Annotated in this window: 17 protein-coding genes and 1 pseudogene; 17 read left to right on the plus strand and 1 reads right to left on the minus strand. The window is 63.4% G+C overall.

The annotated features are described in order from the left end of the window. Positions 1 to 4 precede the first annotated feature (4 nt). The 5 genes from truA to accD all read left to right on the plus strand — a co-directional run bounded on the left by truA (position 5) and on the right by accD (position 4,698). Entirely contained in the window at positions 5 to 823 is an 819-nt protein-coding gene (gene truA / locus ACYVOC_RS10975; protein WP_116004426.1) for a tRNA pseudouridine(38-40) synthase TruA, read from the plus strand. Further along, a complete protein-coding gene (locus ACYVOC_RS10980; RefSeq protein ID WP_461161821.1) occupies positions 820 to 1,584 on the plus strand; it encodes a phosphoribosylanthranilate isomerase in 765 nt (254 codons plus the stop codon). Before truA ends, ACYVOC_RS10980 begins: the two co-directional genes overlap by 4 nt. Continuing rightward, entirely contained in the window at positions 1,562 to 2,830 is a 1,269-nt protein-coding gene (gene trpB, locus ACYVOC_RS10985; protein ID WP_461161822.1) for a tryptophan synthase subunit beta, read from the plus strand. Before ACYVOC_RS10980 ends, trpB begins: the two co-directional genes overlap by 23 nt. Beyond that, complete coding sequence (trpA, locus tag ACYVOC_RS10990; protein ID WP_116004429.1) at positions 2,827 to 3,648, plus strand: tryptophan synthase subunit alpha; 822 nt, start codon at positions 2,827 to 2,829, stop codon at positions 3,646 to 3,648. The genes trpB and trpA overlap by 4 nt, the downstream gene beginning before the upstream one ends. Before the next feature lie 177 nt (positions 3,649 to 3,825). Beyond that, positions 3,826 to 4,698 (plus strand): acetyl-CoA carboxylase, carboxyltransferase subunit beta, encoded by an 873-nt coding sequence (accD, locus tag ACYVOC_RS10995; protein WP_116004430.1) that lies wholly within the window; start codon positions 3,826 to 3,828, stop codon positions 4,696 to 4,698. A gap of 76 nt (positions 4,699 to 4,774) precedes the next feature. Here the strand turns inward: accD and ACYVOC_RS11000 are convergent, their stop codons facing one another. After that, positions 4,775 to 5,323 (minus strand): YggT family protein, encoded by a 549-nt coding sequence (locus tag ACYVOC_RS11000; RefSeq protein ID WP_461161823.1) that lies wholly within the window; start codon positions 5,321 to 5,323, stop codon positions 4,775 to 4,777. Positions 5,324 to 5,390: 67 nt separating this feature from the next. Between ACYVOC_RS11000 and ACYVOC_RS11005 the strand changes: the two genes are divergently transcribed. The 12 genes and pseudogenes from ACYVOC_RS11005 to ACYVOC_RS11060 all read left to right on the plus strand — a co-directional run bounded on the left by ACYVOC_RS11005 (position 5,391) and on the right by ACYVOC_RS11060 (position 18,057). Continuing rightward, positions 5,391 to 6,029 carry an LON peptidase substrate-binding domain-containing protein gene (locus ACYVOC_RS11005; protein ID WP_116004432.1) on the plus strand — a complete coding sequence of 213 codons (639 nt, stop codon included), beginning with the start codon at positions 5,391 to 5,393 and terminating at the stop codon, positions 6,027 to 6,029. A 7-nt stretch (positions 6,030 to 6,036) separates the two neighbouring features. Continuing rightward, complete coding sequence (locus tag ACYVOC_RS11010; RefSeq protein ID WP_461161824.1) at positions 6,037 to 7,959, plus strand: polysaccharide biosynthesis protein; 1,923 nt, start codon at positions 6,037 to 6,039, stop codon at positions 7,957 to 7,959. Next, positions 7,956 to 9,188 carry a lipopolysaccharide biosynthesis protein gene (locus ACYVOC_RS11015; protein WP_461161825.1) on the plus strand — a complete coding sequence of 411 codons (1,233 nt, stop codon included), beginning with the start codon at positions 7,956 to 7,958 and terminating at the stop codon, positions 9,186 to 9,188. Before ACYVOC_RS11010 ends, ACYVOC_RS11015 begins: the two co-directional genes overlap by 4 nt. Next, positions 9,172 to 9,777 (plus strand): acyltransferase, encoded by a 606-nt coding sequence (locus ACYVOC_RS11020; protein WP_461161826.1) that lies wholly within the window; start codon positions 9,172 to 9,174, stop codon positions 9,775 to 9,777. Before ACYVOC_RS11015 ends, ACYVOC_RS11020 begins: the two co-directional genes overlap by 17 nt. 1 nt (position 9,778) lies before the next feature. After that, entirely contained in the window at positions 9,779 to 10,840 is a 1,062-nt protein-coding gene (locus ACYVOC_RS11025; RefSeq protein ID WP_461161827.1) for a glycosyltransferase, read from the plus strand. After that, positions 10,837 to 11,880, plus strand: a complete 1,044-nt coding sequence (locus tag ACYVOC_RS11030; RefSeq protein ID WP_461161828.1) for a glycosyltransferase family 2 protein — start codon at positions 10,837 to 10,839, stop codon at positions 11,878 to 11,880. The genes ACYVOC_RS11025 and ACYVOC_RS11030 overlap by 4 nt, the downstream gene beginning before the upstream one ends. After that, a complete protein-coding gene (locus ACYVOC_RS11035) occupies positions 11,877 to 12,575 on the plus strand; it encodes a class I SAM-dependent methyltransferase (RefSeq protein ID WP_461161829.1) in 699 nt (232 codons plus the stop codon). The genes ACYVOC_RS11030 and ACYVOC_RS11035 overlap by 4 nt, the downstream gene beginning before the upstream one ends. A 6-nt stretch (positions 12,576 to 12,581) precedes the next feature. Next, positions 12,582 to 13,908 (plus strand): annotated as a pseudogene (locus tag ACYVOC_RS11040) (UDP-glucose dehydrogenase family protein). Positions 13,909 to 13,936: 28 nt separating this feature from the next. Then, positions 13,937 to 15,103, plus strand: coding sequence for a DegT/DnrJ/EryC1/StrS family aminotransferase (locus ACYVOC_RS11045; protein WP_461161830.1), 1,167 nt, complete (start codon positions 13,937 to 13,939; stop codon positions 15,101 to 15,103). 51 nt (positions 15,104 to 15,154) lie between these two features. Then, positions 15,155 to 15,787, plus strand: coding sequence for a sugar transferase (locus ACYVOC_RS11050; RefSeq protein ID WP_116004444.1), 633 nt, complete (start codon positions 15,155 to 15,157; stop codon positions 15,785 to 15,787). 64 nt (positions 15,788 to 15,851) lie between these two features. Beyond that, complete coding sequence (gene lysS, locus ACYVOC_RS11055) at positions 15,852 to 17,381, plus strand: lysine--tRNA ligase (protein ID WP_461161831.1); 1,530 nt, start codon at positions 15,852 to 15,854, stop codon at positions 17,379 to 17,381. Between the two features lie 52 nt (positions 17,382 to 17,433). Next, entirely contained in the window at positions 17,434 to 18,057 is a 624-nt protein-coding gene (locus ACYVOC_RS11060) for a mechanosensitive ion channel family protein (RefSeq protein ID WP_116004446.1), read from the plus strand. Positions 18,058 to 18,082: the final 25 nt, after the last annotated feature.

Below are 18,082 nucleotides of genomic sequence, written 5' to 3' on the forward strand. Positions count from 1 at the left end.
GCGCATGAGAATCGCGCTGGGCGTCAGCTACAACGGCCACGGCTATTTCGGCTGGCAAAGCCAGCTCTCGGGAAACACGGTCCAGGACCGGCTTGAAGCCGCCCTGGGCCGTTTTGCTACGGTACCTGTCAGCACCTTGTGCGCGGGCCGCACCGACTCGGGCGTTCATGGCCTCATGCAGGTAGTGCACTTCAATGCCCCAGTAGATCGCACGCCCGCGTCCTGGGTGCGCGGTACCAACGCTTTTCTCCCCTCCGACATCGCCGTGCAATGGGCGCGGTGCGTGCCCGACGCCTTCCACGCCCGTGCCAGCGCCACAGCGCGGCGCTATGCCTATGTACTGCTCCAGTCCCCGGTGCGCCCCAGCGTCGAAACCGGGCGTGTGGGCTGGGTGTTCCGCCCGCTCGATGGCGAGGCCATGCGTGCCGCGGCCGCGTACCTGCTGGGTGAGCATGACTTCACCTCGTTCCGCGCCTCGGCCTGCCAAGCACTGTCACCCATCAAAACGCTGCGGCGCATCGACATTACCCGCACGGGCCCCGCCCACCCGGAGCCGGGAGAGGACTGGAGCCCCTGCTACTGGCGCTTTGAATTCGAAGCCAATGCCTTCCTGCACCACATGATCCGCAACATCATGGGTTGCTTGGTCGCCGTGGGTCAGGGTGCGCAACCTCCGCAATGGGTTGCACAAGTGCTGGCTGCGCGTTCACGCAAGGTGGCAGCACCCACGTTCTCTCCGGACGGTCTGTATTTTCTGGGACCGGTTTACGACGAGCACTGGGGACTGCCCACACGCACGGCTGCGTATGATGCGCTCCCATGAGCAGTCCGCAGCCCACCACCACGCCATCACCCCTTTCCCAGCACCGCACCCGCATCAAGGTGTGCGGCCTGACGCGCGAGCAGGATGTGGACGCCGCCGTGGCCGCAGGGGTCGATGCGGTGGGTTTTGTCCTCTACCCCCCCAGTCCGCGTGCGGTGACACCCCAGCGTGCGGCACAACTGGCATCGCGGTTGCCGCCCTTTGTGACACCCGTGCTTTTGTTCGTCAACGAAACAACTATTAATGTCATAGCTGCAAGCGCTTGCGTTACGGGCGCTGTACTGCAATTTCATGGTGATGAATCAGCCCAGGACTGCTGGGAAGCCAGCGGCCAAGGCACCCGCCCTTATCTGCGGGCTGCGCGTATTCCCCTGGGGAACAATGCTCTGGACTTCGACCTCGTAGAATATGCCCATATTCACTCCCGCGCCCAGGCCATCCTGCTCGACGCCCACGTCGAAGGCTATGGCGGTGGCGGCAAGGCATTCCATTGGTCACTTCTTCCTCCAAGCGTCGCCTCTCACCTCGTTTTAAGTGGTGGACTCACGCCTGCAAACGTGACCGATGGCATCTTGCAGGTGCGCCCGCGAGGCTTTTCGCTGGCGGTTGATGTCAGCTCCGGCGTGGAGCTTGAGGGCCCTGACGGCAACCCCGTGAAAGGCATCAAGGACGCCGGCAAGATCCAGCGCTTCGTGGCCGCCGTGCGTGCGGCCGACGAGCAATTTGCAAAGAATGTCCATGTACCAGTACAACCAACCTGATTCCTCGGGCCATTTCGGCCCCTATGGCGGCAGCTTCGCCAGCGAGACGCTGACCTTCGCGCTGCGCGAACTGCAAAGCGCTTACGCCCGCTACCAAGGCGACCCGGAATTCATCGCCGAGTTCAACTACGAACTGGTGCACTTCGTCGGCCGTCCTTCGCCCGTGTACCACGCCGCACGCACCAGCCGCGAGATGGGCGGTGCTCAGATCTACCTCAAACGCGAAGACCTCAACCACACCGGCGCGCACAAGATCAACAACGTGATCGGCCAGGCCATGCTGGCGCGCCGCATGGGCAAGAAGCGCATCATCGCCGAGACTGGCGCGGGCCAGCACGGCGTGGCCACGGCCACCATCTGCGCGCGCTACGGCCTGGAATGCGTGGTGTACATGGGCAGCGAGGACGTCAAGCGCCAAAGCCCCAACGTGTTCCGCATGAAACTGCTGGGCGCCACCGTGGTGCCGGTCGACTCAGGCAGCAAGACCCTGAAAGACGCTCTCAACGAAGCCATGCGCGACTGGGTGGCCAACGTGGACGACACTTTCTACATCATCGGTACCGTGGCAGGACCGCACCCCTACCCGATGATGGTGCGCGACTTCCAGAGCGTCATCGGCGAGGAGTGCCTGACACAAATGCCCCCCATGCTCGCAGACCAGAAAATCGCCTCAGCGCAACCCGACGCCGTGGTGGCCTGCGTAGGCGGTGGCAGCAATGCCATGGGCATCTTCCACCCCTACATTCCGTTCGAGAAGACGCGCCTGATTGGCGTCGAAGCCGCAGGCGAAGGCCTGGACAGCGGCAAACATTCGGCCAGCCTGCAGCGCGGCTCCAGCGGCGTGCTGCACGGCAACCGCACCTTCATCCTGCAGGACGAAAACGGCCAAATCACCGAAACGCACAGTATCAGCGCAGGCCTGGACTACCCCGGCGTTGGACCCGAACACGCTTGGTTGCAGGAAATTGGCCGCGCACAGTATGTGGGTATCACCGACAAGGAGGCGCTCGACGCCTTCCACTACCTGTGCCGCACCGAGGGCATCATTCCCGCCCTCGAATCCAGCCACGCCGTCGCCTACGCCATAAAACTGGCCAAGGAAATGCGTCCCGACCAGTCCATCCTGGTCAACCTCTCGGGCCGGGGCGACAAGGACATTGGCACCGTGGCCGACCTGTCGGGCGAAGATTTCTATGATCGCCCCTCGATGCGCGGTCATGCCGTAAAGGGAGGGCCCGCAGCATGAGCGACACCCCCCACCGCATCGCCACCACCTTCGCCGCCCTGCAAGCCAAGGGCCGCAAGGCGTTGATTCCCTACGTCACGGCAGGCTTTCCGTTTGCCGACATCACACCTGCGCTGATGCACGGCATGGTCGAGGCCGGTGCCGACATCATTGAACTCGGCGTCCCCTTCTCCGACCCCATGGCCGATGGCCCGGTGATTCAGAAGGCGGGCGAAAAGGCTTTGGCTCTGGGCGTAGGCCTGCGCCAGGTGCTGGGCCATGTGCGAGAGTTCCGCAACCGCAACAAGAGCACCCCGGTGGTGCTGATGGGCTACGCGAACCCCGTCGAGCGCTATGACCAGATCCATGGCGCGGACGCCTTTGTGCGCGATGCGGCGGCCGCTGGCGTGGATGGCCTGCTCATCGTCGATTACCCCCCCGAGGAATGCGCAGACTTTGCCGCCAAACTGCGCGCGCACGGCATGGACCTGATCTTCCTGCTTGCCCCAACTTCGACTGCGCAGCGCATGCAGGAAGTGGCCCGCGTCGCCAGCGGCTATGTGTACTACGTCTCGCTCAAGGGCGTGACAGGTTCGGGTGCGCTCGACACCGCTGCCGTCGAAGCCATGCTGCCACTCATCCGCCAGCATGTGCACATCCCCGTGGGCGTGGGTTTTGGTATCCGCGATGCCGCCACGGCCCAGGCCATCGGCAAGGTGGCCGATGCCGTCGTCATTGGCAGCCGGATCATCCAGCTGCTGGACGACCAGCCCCATGAGCGAGTTGTACCGCTGGCAATGGACTTTTTGCGCGGAGTGCGCAAGGCGCTCGACGCATAATAAGAAGGCACCCCCCTGAGCGGCTTTGCCGCCTCCTCCTTCTCTCGCTGCGCTGCGCTTGCGGGAAGGGGGACGACGCCGGTGGTCTGGCAAAGCCAGTTCCACGGCGTCCCTGGCCTGGGGTGTGCCAGTTTCACGGGCCGCGCTCGGCGGGCCCATTCATACAGAGGAATACAGATGTCCTGGCTTGAAAAACTCCTGCCCTCCAAGATCCAGCAAACCGACCCCACGGTGCGCCGCCAGATGCCCGAGGGCCTGTGGGTCAAATGCCCCAGTTGCGAAACCGTGCTCTACAAGGCCGACCTGGAGCAAAACCAGTGCGTCTGCCCCAATTGCAGCCACCACCACCGCATTGGCGCACGCGCCCGACTCGACACCTTCCTCGACCCGGAAGGTCGCTACGAGATCGGCCAGGAAGTCATCCCTGTCGACGCCCTCAAGTTCAAGGACAGCCGCAAGTACCCCGAGCGCCTGAAAGAGGCCCTGGAAAACACCGGCGAGACGGACGCGCTCATCGTCATGGGCGGCGCCGTCAAGAGCATCAACGTGGTGGCCGCCTGCTTCGAGTTCGACTTCATGGGCGGCTCCATGGGCAGTGTGGTTGGCGAGCGCTTTGTGCGCGGCGTCGAGACCGCCATCGAGCAAAAGGTGCCCTTCATCTGCTTCACCGCCACGGGCGGCGCGCGCATGCAGGAAGGCCTGCTCTCGCTGATGCAGATGGCCAAAACCAATGCGGCCCTCACGCGCCTGGCCAAGAAGGGCCTGCCCTACATCAGCGTACTGACAGACCCCACCATGGGCGGCGTGAGCGCTGGCTTTGCCTTTCTGGGCGACATCGTGATCGCCGAGCCCAAGGCGCTGATTGGCTTTGCCGGCCCGCGCGTGATCGAATCGACCGTGCGCGTGACCCTGCCCGAGGGCTTCCAGCGCGCCGAGTTCCTGATGCAAAAAGGTGCCGTGGACCTGATCTGCGATCGCCGAGAACTGCGCACCACGGTGGCCAACAGCCTGGCCATGCTGCAGCGCCTGCCGGCCGATGCCGTGGCATAAGCACAAGGATGCGCTATCTTATGAATAGCTGCTTGCGCTTTACCCATGAGCGTTAGCAGCTATTTTTATGCTATTTTCAGCGCAGCACGCTGGCCTGCAGGTTTCCGAGCACCATTATTGCCACCTGCAGCAACACCAGCAACACCAGGGGCGACAGGTCGATCCCGCCGACCAGCGGAATGATGCGCCGCAGGGGCCGCAGAAGCGGCTCGCACAAACGGGCAATCACCTCTGAAGCAGGCGATCGCGTTTGCACCCAGGACAGCACGGCATAGACAATCATCAGACCGATCAGCCCCGTGATGGCCACCCGCACCACGCCAAACAACGCCAGCCAGGGCAGCCACTGCAACCCGGCTCCTGCGCCCAGTAACACCCACAGCACGCCGTACTGCGCCAGTTCCACCAGCAGCGCGGCCAGCAGGCTGGCCCAGTCCCAGCGCCCGACCGGAGGCAGCACGCGGCGCAGCGGCAACACCATCCAGTCGCTGAAAGCAAAAACCAGCCGCCCGACGGGGTTGCCAAAAGGCACGCGCTGCCACTGCATGTAAATGCGCAGCAGACAGGCACCACACAGCAGCCCAGCCACGACATCCAGCAAAAAAGAAACAATCTGGTAGAGCATTGAACGGATACATCCTTGGTCGCACTGTGGCATGGGATGATAGCCTTACCGATTCCCGCACTCTTCCATGTCGCAGCCCCTCACTCTGACCAGCCTGCCACTGTTTCCGCTTGCCTCCCTGCTGTTCCCGGGGGGCGTGCTGGCCTTGCGCGTTTTTGAAGTGCGTTACCTCGACATGGTGCGCAAATGCCACCACGCCGGCGCACCCTTTGGCGTTGTCAGCCTGCGCAGTGGGCAGGAAGTGCGCCGCGCGGGGGCCCCAGTAGAGCAACTGCACGATGTGGGCACCCTGGCCACCATCGACCAATTGCACAGCCCGCAACCCGGGCTGATCCAGCTGCAATGCCGGGGCGGCCAGCGTTTTCGCATCATCCACAGCCATCTGCTACCCCATGGTCTTTGGGTGGCCGATGTGGAAATGCTGCCTGCAGACCGGCCAATCTCCGTGCCCGAACACCTTGCCGCAACCGCGCGCGCGCTGGAACAGGTGCTGGCCTCGCTGCGCGAACGTGACCCGGCGAGCCCGGCCGCCATCATGCCGACGCCAGCGCAGTTAAACGACTGCGGCTGGGTCGCCAACCGCTGGTGTGAACTGCTGCCCGTTCCGCTGGAACTAAAACAGCAGTTGATGCAACTCGACAACCCGTTCGTACGGCTGGAACTGGTGGGCGACGTGCTGGAACGTACCGGCATTGCCCCGCTGTGACACACCGATGCCGCTGCAACGTACCCTGCTGAACCACATTCTGGAATGGCCGCGCGCCGCCAAACGTCTGTTCGTCGTGGCGATGGACGCCGTCATGGGCCTGCTGGCCATGTGGCTGGCCTTTTCCCTTCGCCTCGAAACCCTGCACCAGCCCGAAGGAATGCAGTGGCTGGTGTACGCCCTGGGCCCGATGTTGGCTTTTCCGATCTTCGTCAACCTGGGGCTGTACCGCGCCATTTTTCGCTATACCGGCATCCACGCCCTCATCACCACCGGAAGGGCCGTGGCGCTGTATGGCGTGCTGCTGATGAGCATCCTTTTGATCGCCCAGTGGGAGGGGGTTCCCCGCAGCGTGGGAGCCCTTCAGCCGCTGATGTTCCTGCTACTGGTGGGCGCCAGCCGTGCACTGGGCTGGCTGTGGCTGGCCGGGCGCCCTGGCACAGCTTCGCAGCGGTTGCTGATCTACGGTGCGGGCAGTGCAGGCGCACAAACGGCGGCGGGCCTGGGCGGCATGCACCAGTATCTGCTGCAAGGATTTGTGGATGACGACACTACCAAAATAGGCAGCAGCATCAACGGTGTACGCGTCTACGCCCCGCAGTCCTTGCCTGAAGTCGTACAGCAATTGGGTGTGACGGATGTGCTGTTGGCCATTCCTAGTTCAAGCCGCCAGCGCAGGCGCGAGATCATCGAAAGTCTGCATGACCTGCCCGTGCGCATCCGCACCCTGCCTGGCTTGTCCGATCTGGCCAGCGGGCGTGTCACGGTGGCCGATTTCCAGGACCTGGACATCGAGGACCTGGTGGGCCGGGAGCCCGTGGCTCCAATGCCGGGCTTGCTCGGTCGCAACCTTGCGGGACAGGTTGTCATGGTGACCGGCGCAGGCGGGAGCATTGGCAGCGAGCTGTGCCGCCAGATCGTGCAAGAAGGGCCTGCCCGGCTGCTGCTGGTCGATCACAGTGAATTTGCGCTCTATCGCATCCACCACGAGCTGCAAGCGCTGTGCGAACAAGGTGCCCACAGCTGCACACTGTTCCCCCTGCTGGCCAGCGTGGGCGACGCGCACCGCATGGCCGACATCTGCCGGGCCTACCGCCCGGGCTCGATCTACCATGCGGCCGCCTACAAGCATGTCCCCATGGTCGAGGCCAACGCGGGCGAGGGCATTTTGAACAACGTGTTCGGCACGCTGAACATGGTGCACATGGCCCTGGAACATGGAGCGCAGCATTTTGTTCTGGTATCCACAGACAAGGCGGTAAGGCCCACCAACATCATGGGTGCCAGCAAGCGTGTGGCCGAAATGATCCTGCAGGCCATCGCGGCATCCAGCCACGCCCCCTTTGACGCCACCGCCGCGGCGCCATGGCACTGCACGACCCGTTTTTCCATGGTGCGTTTCGGCAACGTGCTGGGATCGAGCGGTAGCGTAATCCCCCTGTTCCGCCGCCAGATCGCCGCAGGCGGCCCGGTCACGGTCACGCACCCCGACGTCACACGCTACTTCATGACAATCCCCGAAGCCGCACAATTGGTACTGCAGGCCGGCACCATGGCCGAGGGTGGTGATCTGTTCCTGCTCGACATGGGCGAGCCCATCCGCATCGTCGATCTGGCCCGGCGCATGGTGGCGCTGTCGGGTCTGACGGTGCGCGACGCGCAACACCCCGGCGGCGACATCGCCATCGAATTCACCGGCCTGCGCCCCGGTGAAAAACTGTATGAAGAATTGCTGATCAGCGACCACCCCATACCCACGGCGCACCCGCGCATTCTGCGGGCGCGTGAGGAGCACATCCCTTGGAAAAAACTGGAGTCAATGCTGCATTGCCTGCATCACGCGGCATTGGAGAATGACACCATTAATATCAAGGCACTGCTGCGCCAATTGGTAGCAGGCTACCTGCCGGGGCCCATGAAACACCCATGAAATCGGACCTCCTGCGTGCCACGCTCACGCTGCTGACCGGCAGCGTGCTGGCCCACGCCCTGCCGCTGCTGTTGGGGCCAGTACTCACCCGCCTCTATACGCCCGAAGATTTCGGCCAGTTCGCCCTGCTATGGGCCGTGGCTACCAACCTGTCGGTAGTGGGATGCGCGCGTTACGAATTTGCCCTACCCCTCGAATCCAGTCCATCCCGCGCCGCCTTGCTCATGGCCTTGTGCGCGCGCTTGCTGCTGGCCGTAACGCTCGCCTCGGTAGCCGTCGCCCTGGTGCTGGTGTGCTGGCAAGGCCTGGCACTGGCCTGGCTGCTCCCACTGGCAGTGTTTGCCGGCGGCTGTACCCAATGGTTGACACTGTGGGCCACCCGCGCGCAACGCTTTGGCTTGTTATCTCTGGCTCGATTGGTGCAGCAAGGAGGAGGCGCAATGCTTCAGGCCCTTCTGGGCCTGATCCACATGGGCGCCGCAGGACTGCTGCTGGGCCCTGTCTTAGCGGGACTGTGTGCCTCTGGTTTGTTGGCCCGGCCGGCTCCCCAGGGTGGCTGGGAACGGCTTTGGCATCAACCTCTGGCTCGACTGAAGGCCATGGCGGCACGGCACCGCGATTTTCCGATCTACAACACCCCACATGCTTTTGTCGGAGCCCTGCAGGACACCTTGACATTGCTCCTCATCACGGCCTGGGCGGGGGATGCGGCCGCCGGCTTCTGGGCACTTTCGCTGCGCTACCTTAAGGCCCCAGCCACCTTGCTCGGCGGCGCGCTGTCACAAGCGCTTTATCCCTTGCTGCTGCAAACCCACAGCGCATCACAAGCCCGCACACTGGTACGGCGCAGCATGCTAACACTGGCCGCCCTTGCCATTCCCTTGGCGGCATTGCTACTGCTGTGGGGTCCTGCCCTTTTCACCACGCTCTTTGGCGACCAATGGGGCGATGCTGGCACACTGGCCCGTGGACTGAGCCTGTACATAGCACTGCATTTCATTGCCTCGCCCTTGTCGGTCGTCACGCTGGCCTGGCGCGCACAAGCCTGGGCTTTGCGGTTGGCGTTGGTAGGGCAGTTGGTGTTTTTTGCCGGCCTCGGGCTCGGCTTGTACTGGGGTGGTCTGGAGGGTGCGGCATGGGGCGTATCAGCCTCGATGCTGGGGTATTTCGCCTATTATTTCTGGGCCCTAGCGCACTGGAGAAATATCCCCCATGAGAGCTTTACTTAACCGCTGGCGCCGCTGGCTGTGGCGGCAGATGCTGTATCGCATGGTGTTTGGCGAAAAGGACCCCTTAGGCCGCAGCCTGCCCCACACCCGCATCGCACCGAGTACCTGCATCGAAGGCGAAGCCGGGCTGGAGTTGGGCGACCATGTATTCATCGGGCAGTTTAACTTTCTGGACGCCGCGGCAGGACTGCGCATCGGCGAGGGCGTGCAAATCACCAACTTCGTGAGCATCGTCACGCATAGCTCACACCGCAGCCTGCGGTTACTCGGTCGTACGTACGCAAACTACAAGGGCAAGATACCCGGCTACGTTCGTGCGCCAGTTGAGATCGGTGCCTACAGTTTCATCGGCCCGCACAGCACCATCGAGGCAGGCAGCTGCATCGGTAAGGGTGTGGTGGTTTGCGCCCATTCCCGGGTGCGAGGCTCGGTAGCGGACTTCGCCATCGTGACGGGGTCGCCCGCCCGTGCAGTGGGCGACGTGCGCCACGCCGACGCCCGCCTGCTGGAACAATACCCGGAGCTGGCCGAGCACTACCGTGCCTGGGCAGGCGAACTACCCCAGCCCACTACCAAGGCCCCTGATTGAAATGGCTCCGGCTCCACATCTGTGCCTGCTGGGCGATGCCAATAGCCCCCATACCCAACGCTGGGCGCGCGAAATGCTGGCCCGTGGTTGGCGCGTCTCACTGATTACCGCAAGGCCCGAACCCATTGCAGGCGTGGAGCAACGCATCCTGCCACCGGTGCGGCGCACCCCCGACTGGTTGATGCGCGCAGGTGCCGCACAACGCCATGTCCGTGATCTGGCGCCCGACATCGTGCACGCGCACTACGTCACATCCTATGGCTACCTGGCTGCGCGCTGCCGGCGCCACCCGCTCGTTCTGACAGCCTGGGGCAGCGACTTGCTGGTCACGCCGCAGTCCAGTCCCTGGATGCGCTGGCTTACCGGCTGGATACTGTGCCAGGCAGACCTCATCACCGGCGACTCAGCCAGTCTGGTCAAAGCCGCACGCGGCTACCGCCCACGCGCACCCATCCACACCATCCACTGGGGGGTGGACCGGACGCGCTTTTCACCCAAGCCCTGGCAGAACAAGAGTGGGCTGCAACTGGTCAGCCTGCGCGCCTGGGAAACCAACTACAACATCGACACATTGATCGTTGCTTTCGGACTGTTGCGCCAACGCCTTCCCGGCGTGCTGCTGCGTTTGCACCTGCTGGGCGGCGGCTCCATGGAAGCTGCGCTGCGCGCCCAAGCAAAAGCGCAGGGGCTGGATGGGGACATCGTGTTCCACGGTCGGCTTGACGATGCAGGTATGGCTGCTGTGCTGGCGCAATGCAAAATTTCCGTGACTGTGCCCACCAGCGACGCCACCTCCGTCGCCATGCTGGAAAGCATGGCTTGTGGCCTGGCTGTAGTGGCCAGCAAGCTTGATGCTAACCGACAATGGATAGGTTCCGACCTGCTGGTGCCCCCACGTGACGCGCAAGCCCTGGCAGACACTCTGGAATCACTGGGCTGCAGCGAAGAGCGCATGCAACAGGTCGGTACACACAATTCTGAGCGTATCGAGCATGAGGGAGACCGCACGCAACAGATGGACCAGATGGACAACCTCTACCGGCAACTGTTGAAGAAGCCATGAGCCACACCCCAAAAAACCGCAGCGCCACAACACACCTGCTCAGTGTCATCGCCCCTTGCCGCAACGAAGCAGCCTATATCAACGCCTTCTGCGACTCTGTGCTAAGCCAGCAACTACCCACAGACTGGCGCATGGAAGTGCTGGTGGCGGACGGCGAAAGCGACGACGGCACCCGCGAGCACCTGTACCAGCGCTGCGCCCAAGACGATCGGTTGCAGCTGGTAGAAAACCCGGGGCGCATTGTGTCCACTGGGCTCAACGCCTGCATCGCGCGCGCGCAGGGCGAGGTGATCGCACGGCTTGACATCCACACGCAATTCGCCCCGGATTATCTGGCCCGGTGCATTGAAACCCTGCAACGCACCCGTGCCGACAACGTGGGTGGCCCCTGGGTCGCACAAGGCACAGGCCCGATGGGCGAGGCGATCGCTGCGGCATTCCAGTGCGCCTGGGTGGTGGGCGGTGCGCACTCCCGCGACCGCCAGCACGAAGGCGAAGTGGACACCGTGTACCTGGGATGCTGGCCGCGCGCCGCATTCGATCGCTTTGGGCTGTTCGACGAAAACCTGGTGCGCAACCAGGACGACGAACACAACCTGCGCCTGCGCCGTGCGGGCGGTCGCATCTGGCAAAGCGGCCTGATCCACTCCGTCTATCACCCCCGCAACTCCCTCGGCCACTTGTTCGCACAACAGCAGCAGTACGGATACTGGCGGCCCTTCGTGGTACGTAAACATGGTCAGCCCGACTCTATGCGACAGCTCGTTCCAGCCTTTTTCGTGGCAGCACTGGTTGCCTGCACGCTGATGACGCCTTGGACAACACTGCCCATCGCAGGCCTGCTGACGCTCTATGGCCTGTACCTCGTGCTGGCCAGCCTGGCAGCTACTCAGCCGACGGGGCGGTGGAGCATGCTGTGGCGGCTGCCTGCCGTGATTGCGGCCTTTCATGTCGGCTACGGGTGGGGCACTTGGCAGGGCTTGATGGATGTCGTTCGTGCACGGGCACCCTCGTCCCAGTTTGCCAAGATGACGCGATGAATCGCCCCGAAACCCAAGCGGTTCAGACCCGCTACGCACGCCGAGACGGCGATGCAAACGCACTGCGCTACAGCCTTTACGCCAACGCAGCCGCATTGCAAGCACAGCAGGAACGACTGCGCGCGATGGTTGGCCTTTGGCGCAGTCACGGTTGGCCCAGTCTGGAAGGCCGATCCCTGCTAGAGGTAGGTTGTGGCAGCGGGGGCAACCTGCTTGACCTGCTGCGCATGGGCGCCACACCCGAGCAGTTGTGCGGAATCGAACTGCTGCCCGAGCGCGCCACGGCTGCGCGCGCCCTGCTTGCAGCGCCTGTGCGCATTGTGCAAGGCGACGCCTGCACCACGCCCCTTGCAGACACAAGTCAGCAAGCCGTGCTGGCTTTTACCGTGTTCAGTTCGCTGCTCGATCCGGATTTCCGCCAGACCTTGGCGCGCACCATGTGGCGCTGGGTCGCGCCTGGCGGCGGTGTGCTGGTGTACGACTTTGTCGTCAATAATCCGCACAACCCCGATGTACGCAAACTGCCTCTGTCAGAGTTGCAAACCTTATTCCCTGAGGCGCAGCTGCATTCACGGCGGCTGACGCTTGCTCCACCCCTCGCACGGCTGCTGCCATCGGCACTCATCACCCCCGCCTCAACCTTGCTGTACCCGCTGCGCACGCACCGCCTGACTTGGGCAGTCAAGGCCCACTGAACACCTATGAAGATCACTGTTATTGGCACTGGTTACGTCGGCCTCGTCACCGGCGCCTGTCTCGCAGAAATGGGGAACCATGTCGTGTGCCTGGACCGCGATGCCGCGCGTGTGAGCACCCTGCAAAACGGGAACCTGCCCATCCACGAACCCGGCCTGCTCGACATCGTGCTGCGCAACGCGCACAGTGGTCGGCTGGTCTTCACCGGCGATGCGGACCATGCTGTTGCTCACGGGCAGGTGCTGTTCATCGCCGTGGGTACACCGGCAGGTGAAGACGGATCGGCGGATCTGCAACATGTGCTGGCGGTAGCGCAGACCATTGCCGAGCGCATGCAAAACCACAAGCTCATCGTGAACAAAAGCACGGTACCGGTGGGCACTGCAGACAAGGTGCGTGCGACCATGGCCTCGGTGCTTGATGCTCGTGGTCAGGCGATAGATTTCGCCGTGGTATCGAACCCTGAGTTCCTCAAGGAAGGCTCCGCTGTGCAAGACTTCATGCGCCCCGACCGCATCGTCGTAGGTGCGGATGATGAGCAGGCCGCACAAACCATGCGTGCGCTGTACGCACCTTTCATGCGCAACCGCGACCGCTTCATCTTGATGGATGTCCGCAGCGCAGAGTTCACCAAATACGCGGCCAACGCCATGCTGGCCACCCGCATCAGTTTCATGAACGAGCTGGCTTTGTTGGCCGAGCGGCTGGGTGCAGACATTGAACAGGTACGCACCGGCATGGGGACCGACCCGCGCATTGGCACCCATTTTTTGTATGCTGGTACAGGCTATGGTGGATCGTGCTTCCCCAAGGACGTAAAAGCACTGGTACACACAGCCCGCGCGATAGGCCAAGAGTTGCGCATCCTGCAGGCTGTGCAGGACGTCAACCAGCGCCAAAAACACGTACTGGTGGGCAAGATCGTGGCACGCTTCGGCGCCGATCTGCAGGGGCGCCGCTTCGCCCTGTGGGGCCTAGCCTTCAAACCGGGCACCGACGACATGCGCGAGGCACCCAGCCTGACCGTGATTGAACAACTGCTAACCCGGGGCGCCGAAATCACCGCCTATGACCCAGTGGCCATGAACCAGGCACGTCGTCTACTGGGCGAGCGACCCGGCCTGCTCTTGGTCGACCAAGCAGGCCGCTCTGGAGGATGCAGACGCGCTTGTCATCGTGACCGAATGGAAAGAGTTTCGCAGCCCCGACTTTGCCCACCTCGCTGCTACGCTGCGCCAACCCATTGTTTTTGACGGCCGCAATCTTTTTGAGCCCGCCGACATGCAGGCGCTGGGCCTTGAATACCACGCCGTTGGGCGCGGAGCGTCCTGATCACTCCCCTGAACCCGCTGTATCCACCATGCCCGACACCGCACTGCCCTTTCTTCCCTTCGCCCGCCCCGACATCGGTGACAAAGAAATCGCCGCTGTCACCCAAGCCCTGTGTTCGGGCTGGGTAAGCACAGGCCCCAAGACCAGGGAGTTTGAGCAAGCCTTCACCGACTACCTGGGCGGCAGCGGCCTGCAGTCGATCGCCGTCAATTCGGCCACTGCGGGCCTGCACCTTGCGCTGGAGGCCCTGGGCATCGGCCCGGGCGACGAGGTGATTGCCCCCACACTGACCTTCACCGCCACCGTGGAAGTAGTGCGCTACCTGGGCGCCGATCCGGTGCTGGTGGACGTAGACCCGGTAACGTTGAACATTGACCCCGACGCCATCCGCGCCGCCATTACCCCGCGGACGAAGGCCATCATGCCGGTGCACTACGCGGGCCTGGCCTGCCGCATGGATGAAATTTTGGCTATCGCACGTGAGCACAATCTGAAGGTGGTGGAAGACGCCGCCCACGCCCTGCCCACCACCTGGCAGGGCACGCTGGTGGGGCAGTTGCAGTCCGACGCAACGGTGTTCAGCTTCTACGCCAACAAGACCATCACCACCGGCGAAGGCGGCATGGCCGTGACGCGCGACACCCAACTGGCCGAGCGCATGCGCGTGATGCGCCTGCACGGCATGAGCCGGGACGCCTTCGACCGCTTCAGCTCCAAAACCCCGGCGTGGTACTACGAAATCGTGGCCCCCGGCTTCAAATACAACATGACCGACATCGCTGCGGCGATGGGCGTGGAGCAACTGGCACGGCTGCCGCAGTTCGTGCAACGCCGCCAGCACCTGGCAGCGCGCTACCAGGCGCAACTGGCAGACCTGCCCCTGGTGCTGCCCGCAGATGCTCCGGCGGGGGACGCGCATGCCTGGCACCTGTACGTCGTGCGGCTGGCTCCCGGGGCGCGTGTCGGGCGCGACGAGACCATCCAGGCGCTGTCAGACCGGGGCATTGGCACCAGCGTGCACTATGTGCCGCTGCACCGCCAGCCCTACTGGCGCGACCGCTACCAGCTCACCCCCAATATGTTCCCCCAGGCCGATGCGGCTTACCAGTCCATGATCAGCCTGCCCCTGTTCACTGCCATGCAAGACGCCGACCAGGATCGCGTCATTGCGGCGCTGCATGAGGTGCTCGGCTAAAACAGTGCCTGAGCCTCTCACGCACAGCGCATCCCTTCTGATCTGTTGGCCATGACCAAACGCCTGTTCGACACAGCCTTCGCCACGCTGGCCCTGCTGCTGCTGTGCCCGGTGCTACTGGCCGTGGCACTGTGGGTGCGGCTCGATTCACCCGGGCCCGCGCTCTTTCGGCAGCAGCGCGTGGGACGTGGTGGTCAGCTGTTTGGTATTTACAAGTTCCGCAGCATGTACACCGGTGCCGAAGCTGAAGGTCTGCCCCTGACGGTAGGTGCAGACACCCGCATCACAAGCGCAGGTGCCTGGCTGCGCCGCACGAAGGTGGACGAATTACCGCAGCTCCTCAATGTGCTCTGGGGCGACATGAGCATGGTGGGCCCCCGCCCCGAAGTGCCGCGCTACGTTGCGCACTACCCTGCCGACCTGCGCGCCACCGTGCTCAGCGTGCGTCCAGGCATCACCGACCTGGCCTCGCTCGCGTTTCGCAACGAAAGCGCACTGCTGGCGCACAGCCCAGACCCGGAGCGCACTTATGTGGAACAGATTTTGCCCACCAAACTGGCCTTTGCCTGCCAGTATGTGCAAACACATACTCTGTGGCTGGACCTGAAAATCATCGTGCGGACGGCTTTGACCTTGCTGGGATGGGCAAACTCTGCAGCCCCGCAGCCACCCCCTGCGCCATAACCCATAAAATCAGCGGTTCGGCTGCGTGCAGCCCCTCTTTTACGCCCCCGCACCTACGGCCCCTATGTCTGAACAGAACCACGCCCCCGCCCCCCAAGACGAAAACCAGCTTATCGCCGAGCGCCGCGACAAATTGCGCGCCCTGCGTGAGGCCCAGGCACAGGGCAAGGGCGTTGCTTTCCCCAACAACTTCAAACCAGCCCACCACGCCGCCACTTTGCAGGAAACCCACGGCGAAGCCTCCGGTGAATCCCTGGAGGCAGCGCCCGTCACCGCCAGCGTGGCCGGCCGCATGATGCTCAAGCGCGTGATGGGCAAGGCCAGCTTTGCCACCGTGCAGGATGCCACTGGACGCATGCAGCTCTACATCACGCGCGATGCCCTGGGCGAAGAACTCTATGCGGCCTTCAAGCACTGGGACTTGGGCGACATCGTCGGGGCCGAAGGCACGCTCATGAAGACCAAGACGGGTGAACTATCGATCAAGGTCACCGCCTTGCGCCTGCTCACCAAGAGCCTGCGCCCCATGCCGGACAAGTTCCATGGCATTGCTGACCAGGAGGTCAAGTACCGCCAGCGCTACATCGACCTGATGACCGACGAGCAGGCCCGCAAGCGTTTCGTGGCGCGCAGCAAGGCCGTGAGCGGCATCCGCGACTTCATGGTGCAGCACGGCTTCCTGGAGGTCGAAACGCCCATGCTCCACCCCATTCCGGGCGGTGCCAACGCCAAGCCCTTCGTCACGCACCACAACGCGCTCGAACAAGAAATGTACCTGCGCATCGCGCCCGAGCTGTACCTCAAGCGTCTGCTGGTGGGCGGCTTCGAGCGCGTGTTTGAAATCAACCGCAACTTCCGCAACGAAGGCATCTCGGTGCGCCACAACCCCGAGTTCACCATGATGGAGTTCTATGCAGCCTACTGGAACTACCAGGACCTCATGGGCTTTACCGAGCAGTTGGTGCGTGATGCCGCCCTCAAGGCCGTGGGCACGCTCGATCTGAGCTACCAGGGCCGTGCCGTGGACCTGGGCCAGCCGTTTGCACGCCTCACAATCCGCGAGGCCATCTTCCAGCACACCGAGGCCGGCGCCCATGTGGACGATGCAGCCTGGCTCATCAGCGCACTGAAAAAACTGGGCATGAGCGAGGAAAAGAACAAGCTCTCCGCCCGCAGCCTGGCCAGCCTGCAGGTGCTGTACTTTGAGGAAACGGTGGAAGACAAACTATGGCAGCCCACCTTCATCATGGAGCACCCTACCGAAATCTCGCCCCTGGCCCGCGCCAACGACGCCCGCCCGGAGGTGACCGAGCGCTTTGAGCTCTACATCACGGGCCGCGAATTTGGCAACGGTTTCTCCGAACTGAACGACGCCGAGGACCAGGCCGCCCGCTTTCACGCCCAGGTGACGGCCAAGGACAGCGGCGACGACGAGGCCATGTATTACGACCACGACTTTGTGCGCGCGCTCGAGTACGGCATGCCACCCGCGGGTGGCTGCGGCATCGGCATTGACCGATTGATGATGCTGCTGACCGACAGCCCCAGCATCCGCGATGTGATCCTGTTCCCGGCCCTGCGGCGCGAAAGCTGATGGAAGGGCGCGGCATTTCTCCTTTCAAGCACCTTCAGCACACGGGCATGGCATGCGGCGCTCGCTGAAGTTCTACCTGCCCGAGTGGGCGCAGGACTGGTTCGAAATCATCGTCCCAGGACTGCAAATTGTGATGATCGTGCTGGTCGCATGGCTGTTGCTGCGCCTGCTGCACCGCGTGCTGCGCCGTATCGGGGCGCACTACCAACTCCCCCACGACATGCAGTTGCTGTTCAACGGCATCTTGCGCTGGGCCATTGTGCTGGGCACCGCCTTGCTGATCCTCGAGCGCATGGGGGTTTCCGCCATGGTGCTGTGGACAGCCTTTACCGGCTTTGCCACCGTGGGCGCCGTGGCGTTTTTTGCCGCCTGGAGCGTACTGTCCAACCTGTTTTGTGCGCTGTTGATCTTTGCAGTGGGGCCGTTCCGCGTGGGCGATGTGATCGAGGTGCTCGACACCGCCGAAAAGGAAGGCGCGCGCGGCCGTGTCACCGACATCAACATGCTTTACACCACGCTCGAAGACATAGCCCCCCACACGGCAGGCACCTTGCTGCAGATTCCGAACACCTTGATTTTTCAGCGCATGGTGCGGCGCTGGAAACCGGGGCAAGAGGTCAAGCCTACCGTCCCGGCCTCGACGGCCCCGGACGCGGACAACACCCCACCCGCCTGACGGCGCACACGACCGCCAGACACCC

Source organism: Simplicispira piscis (assembly GCF_054783455.1).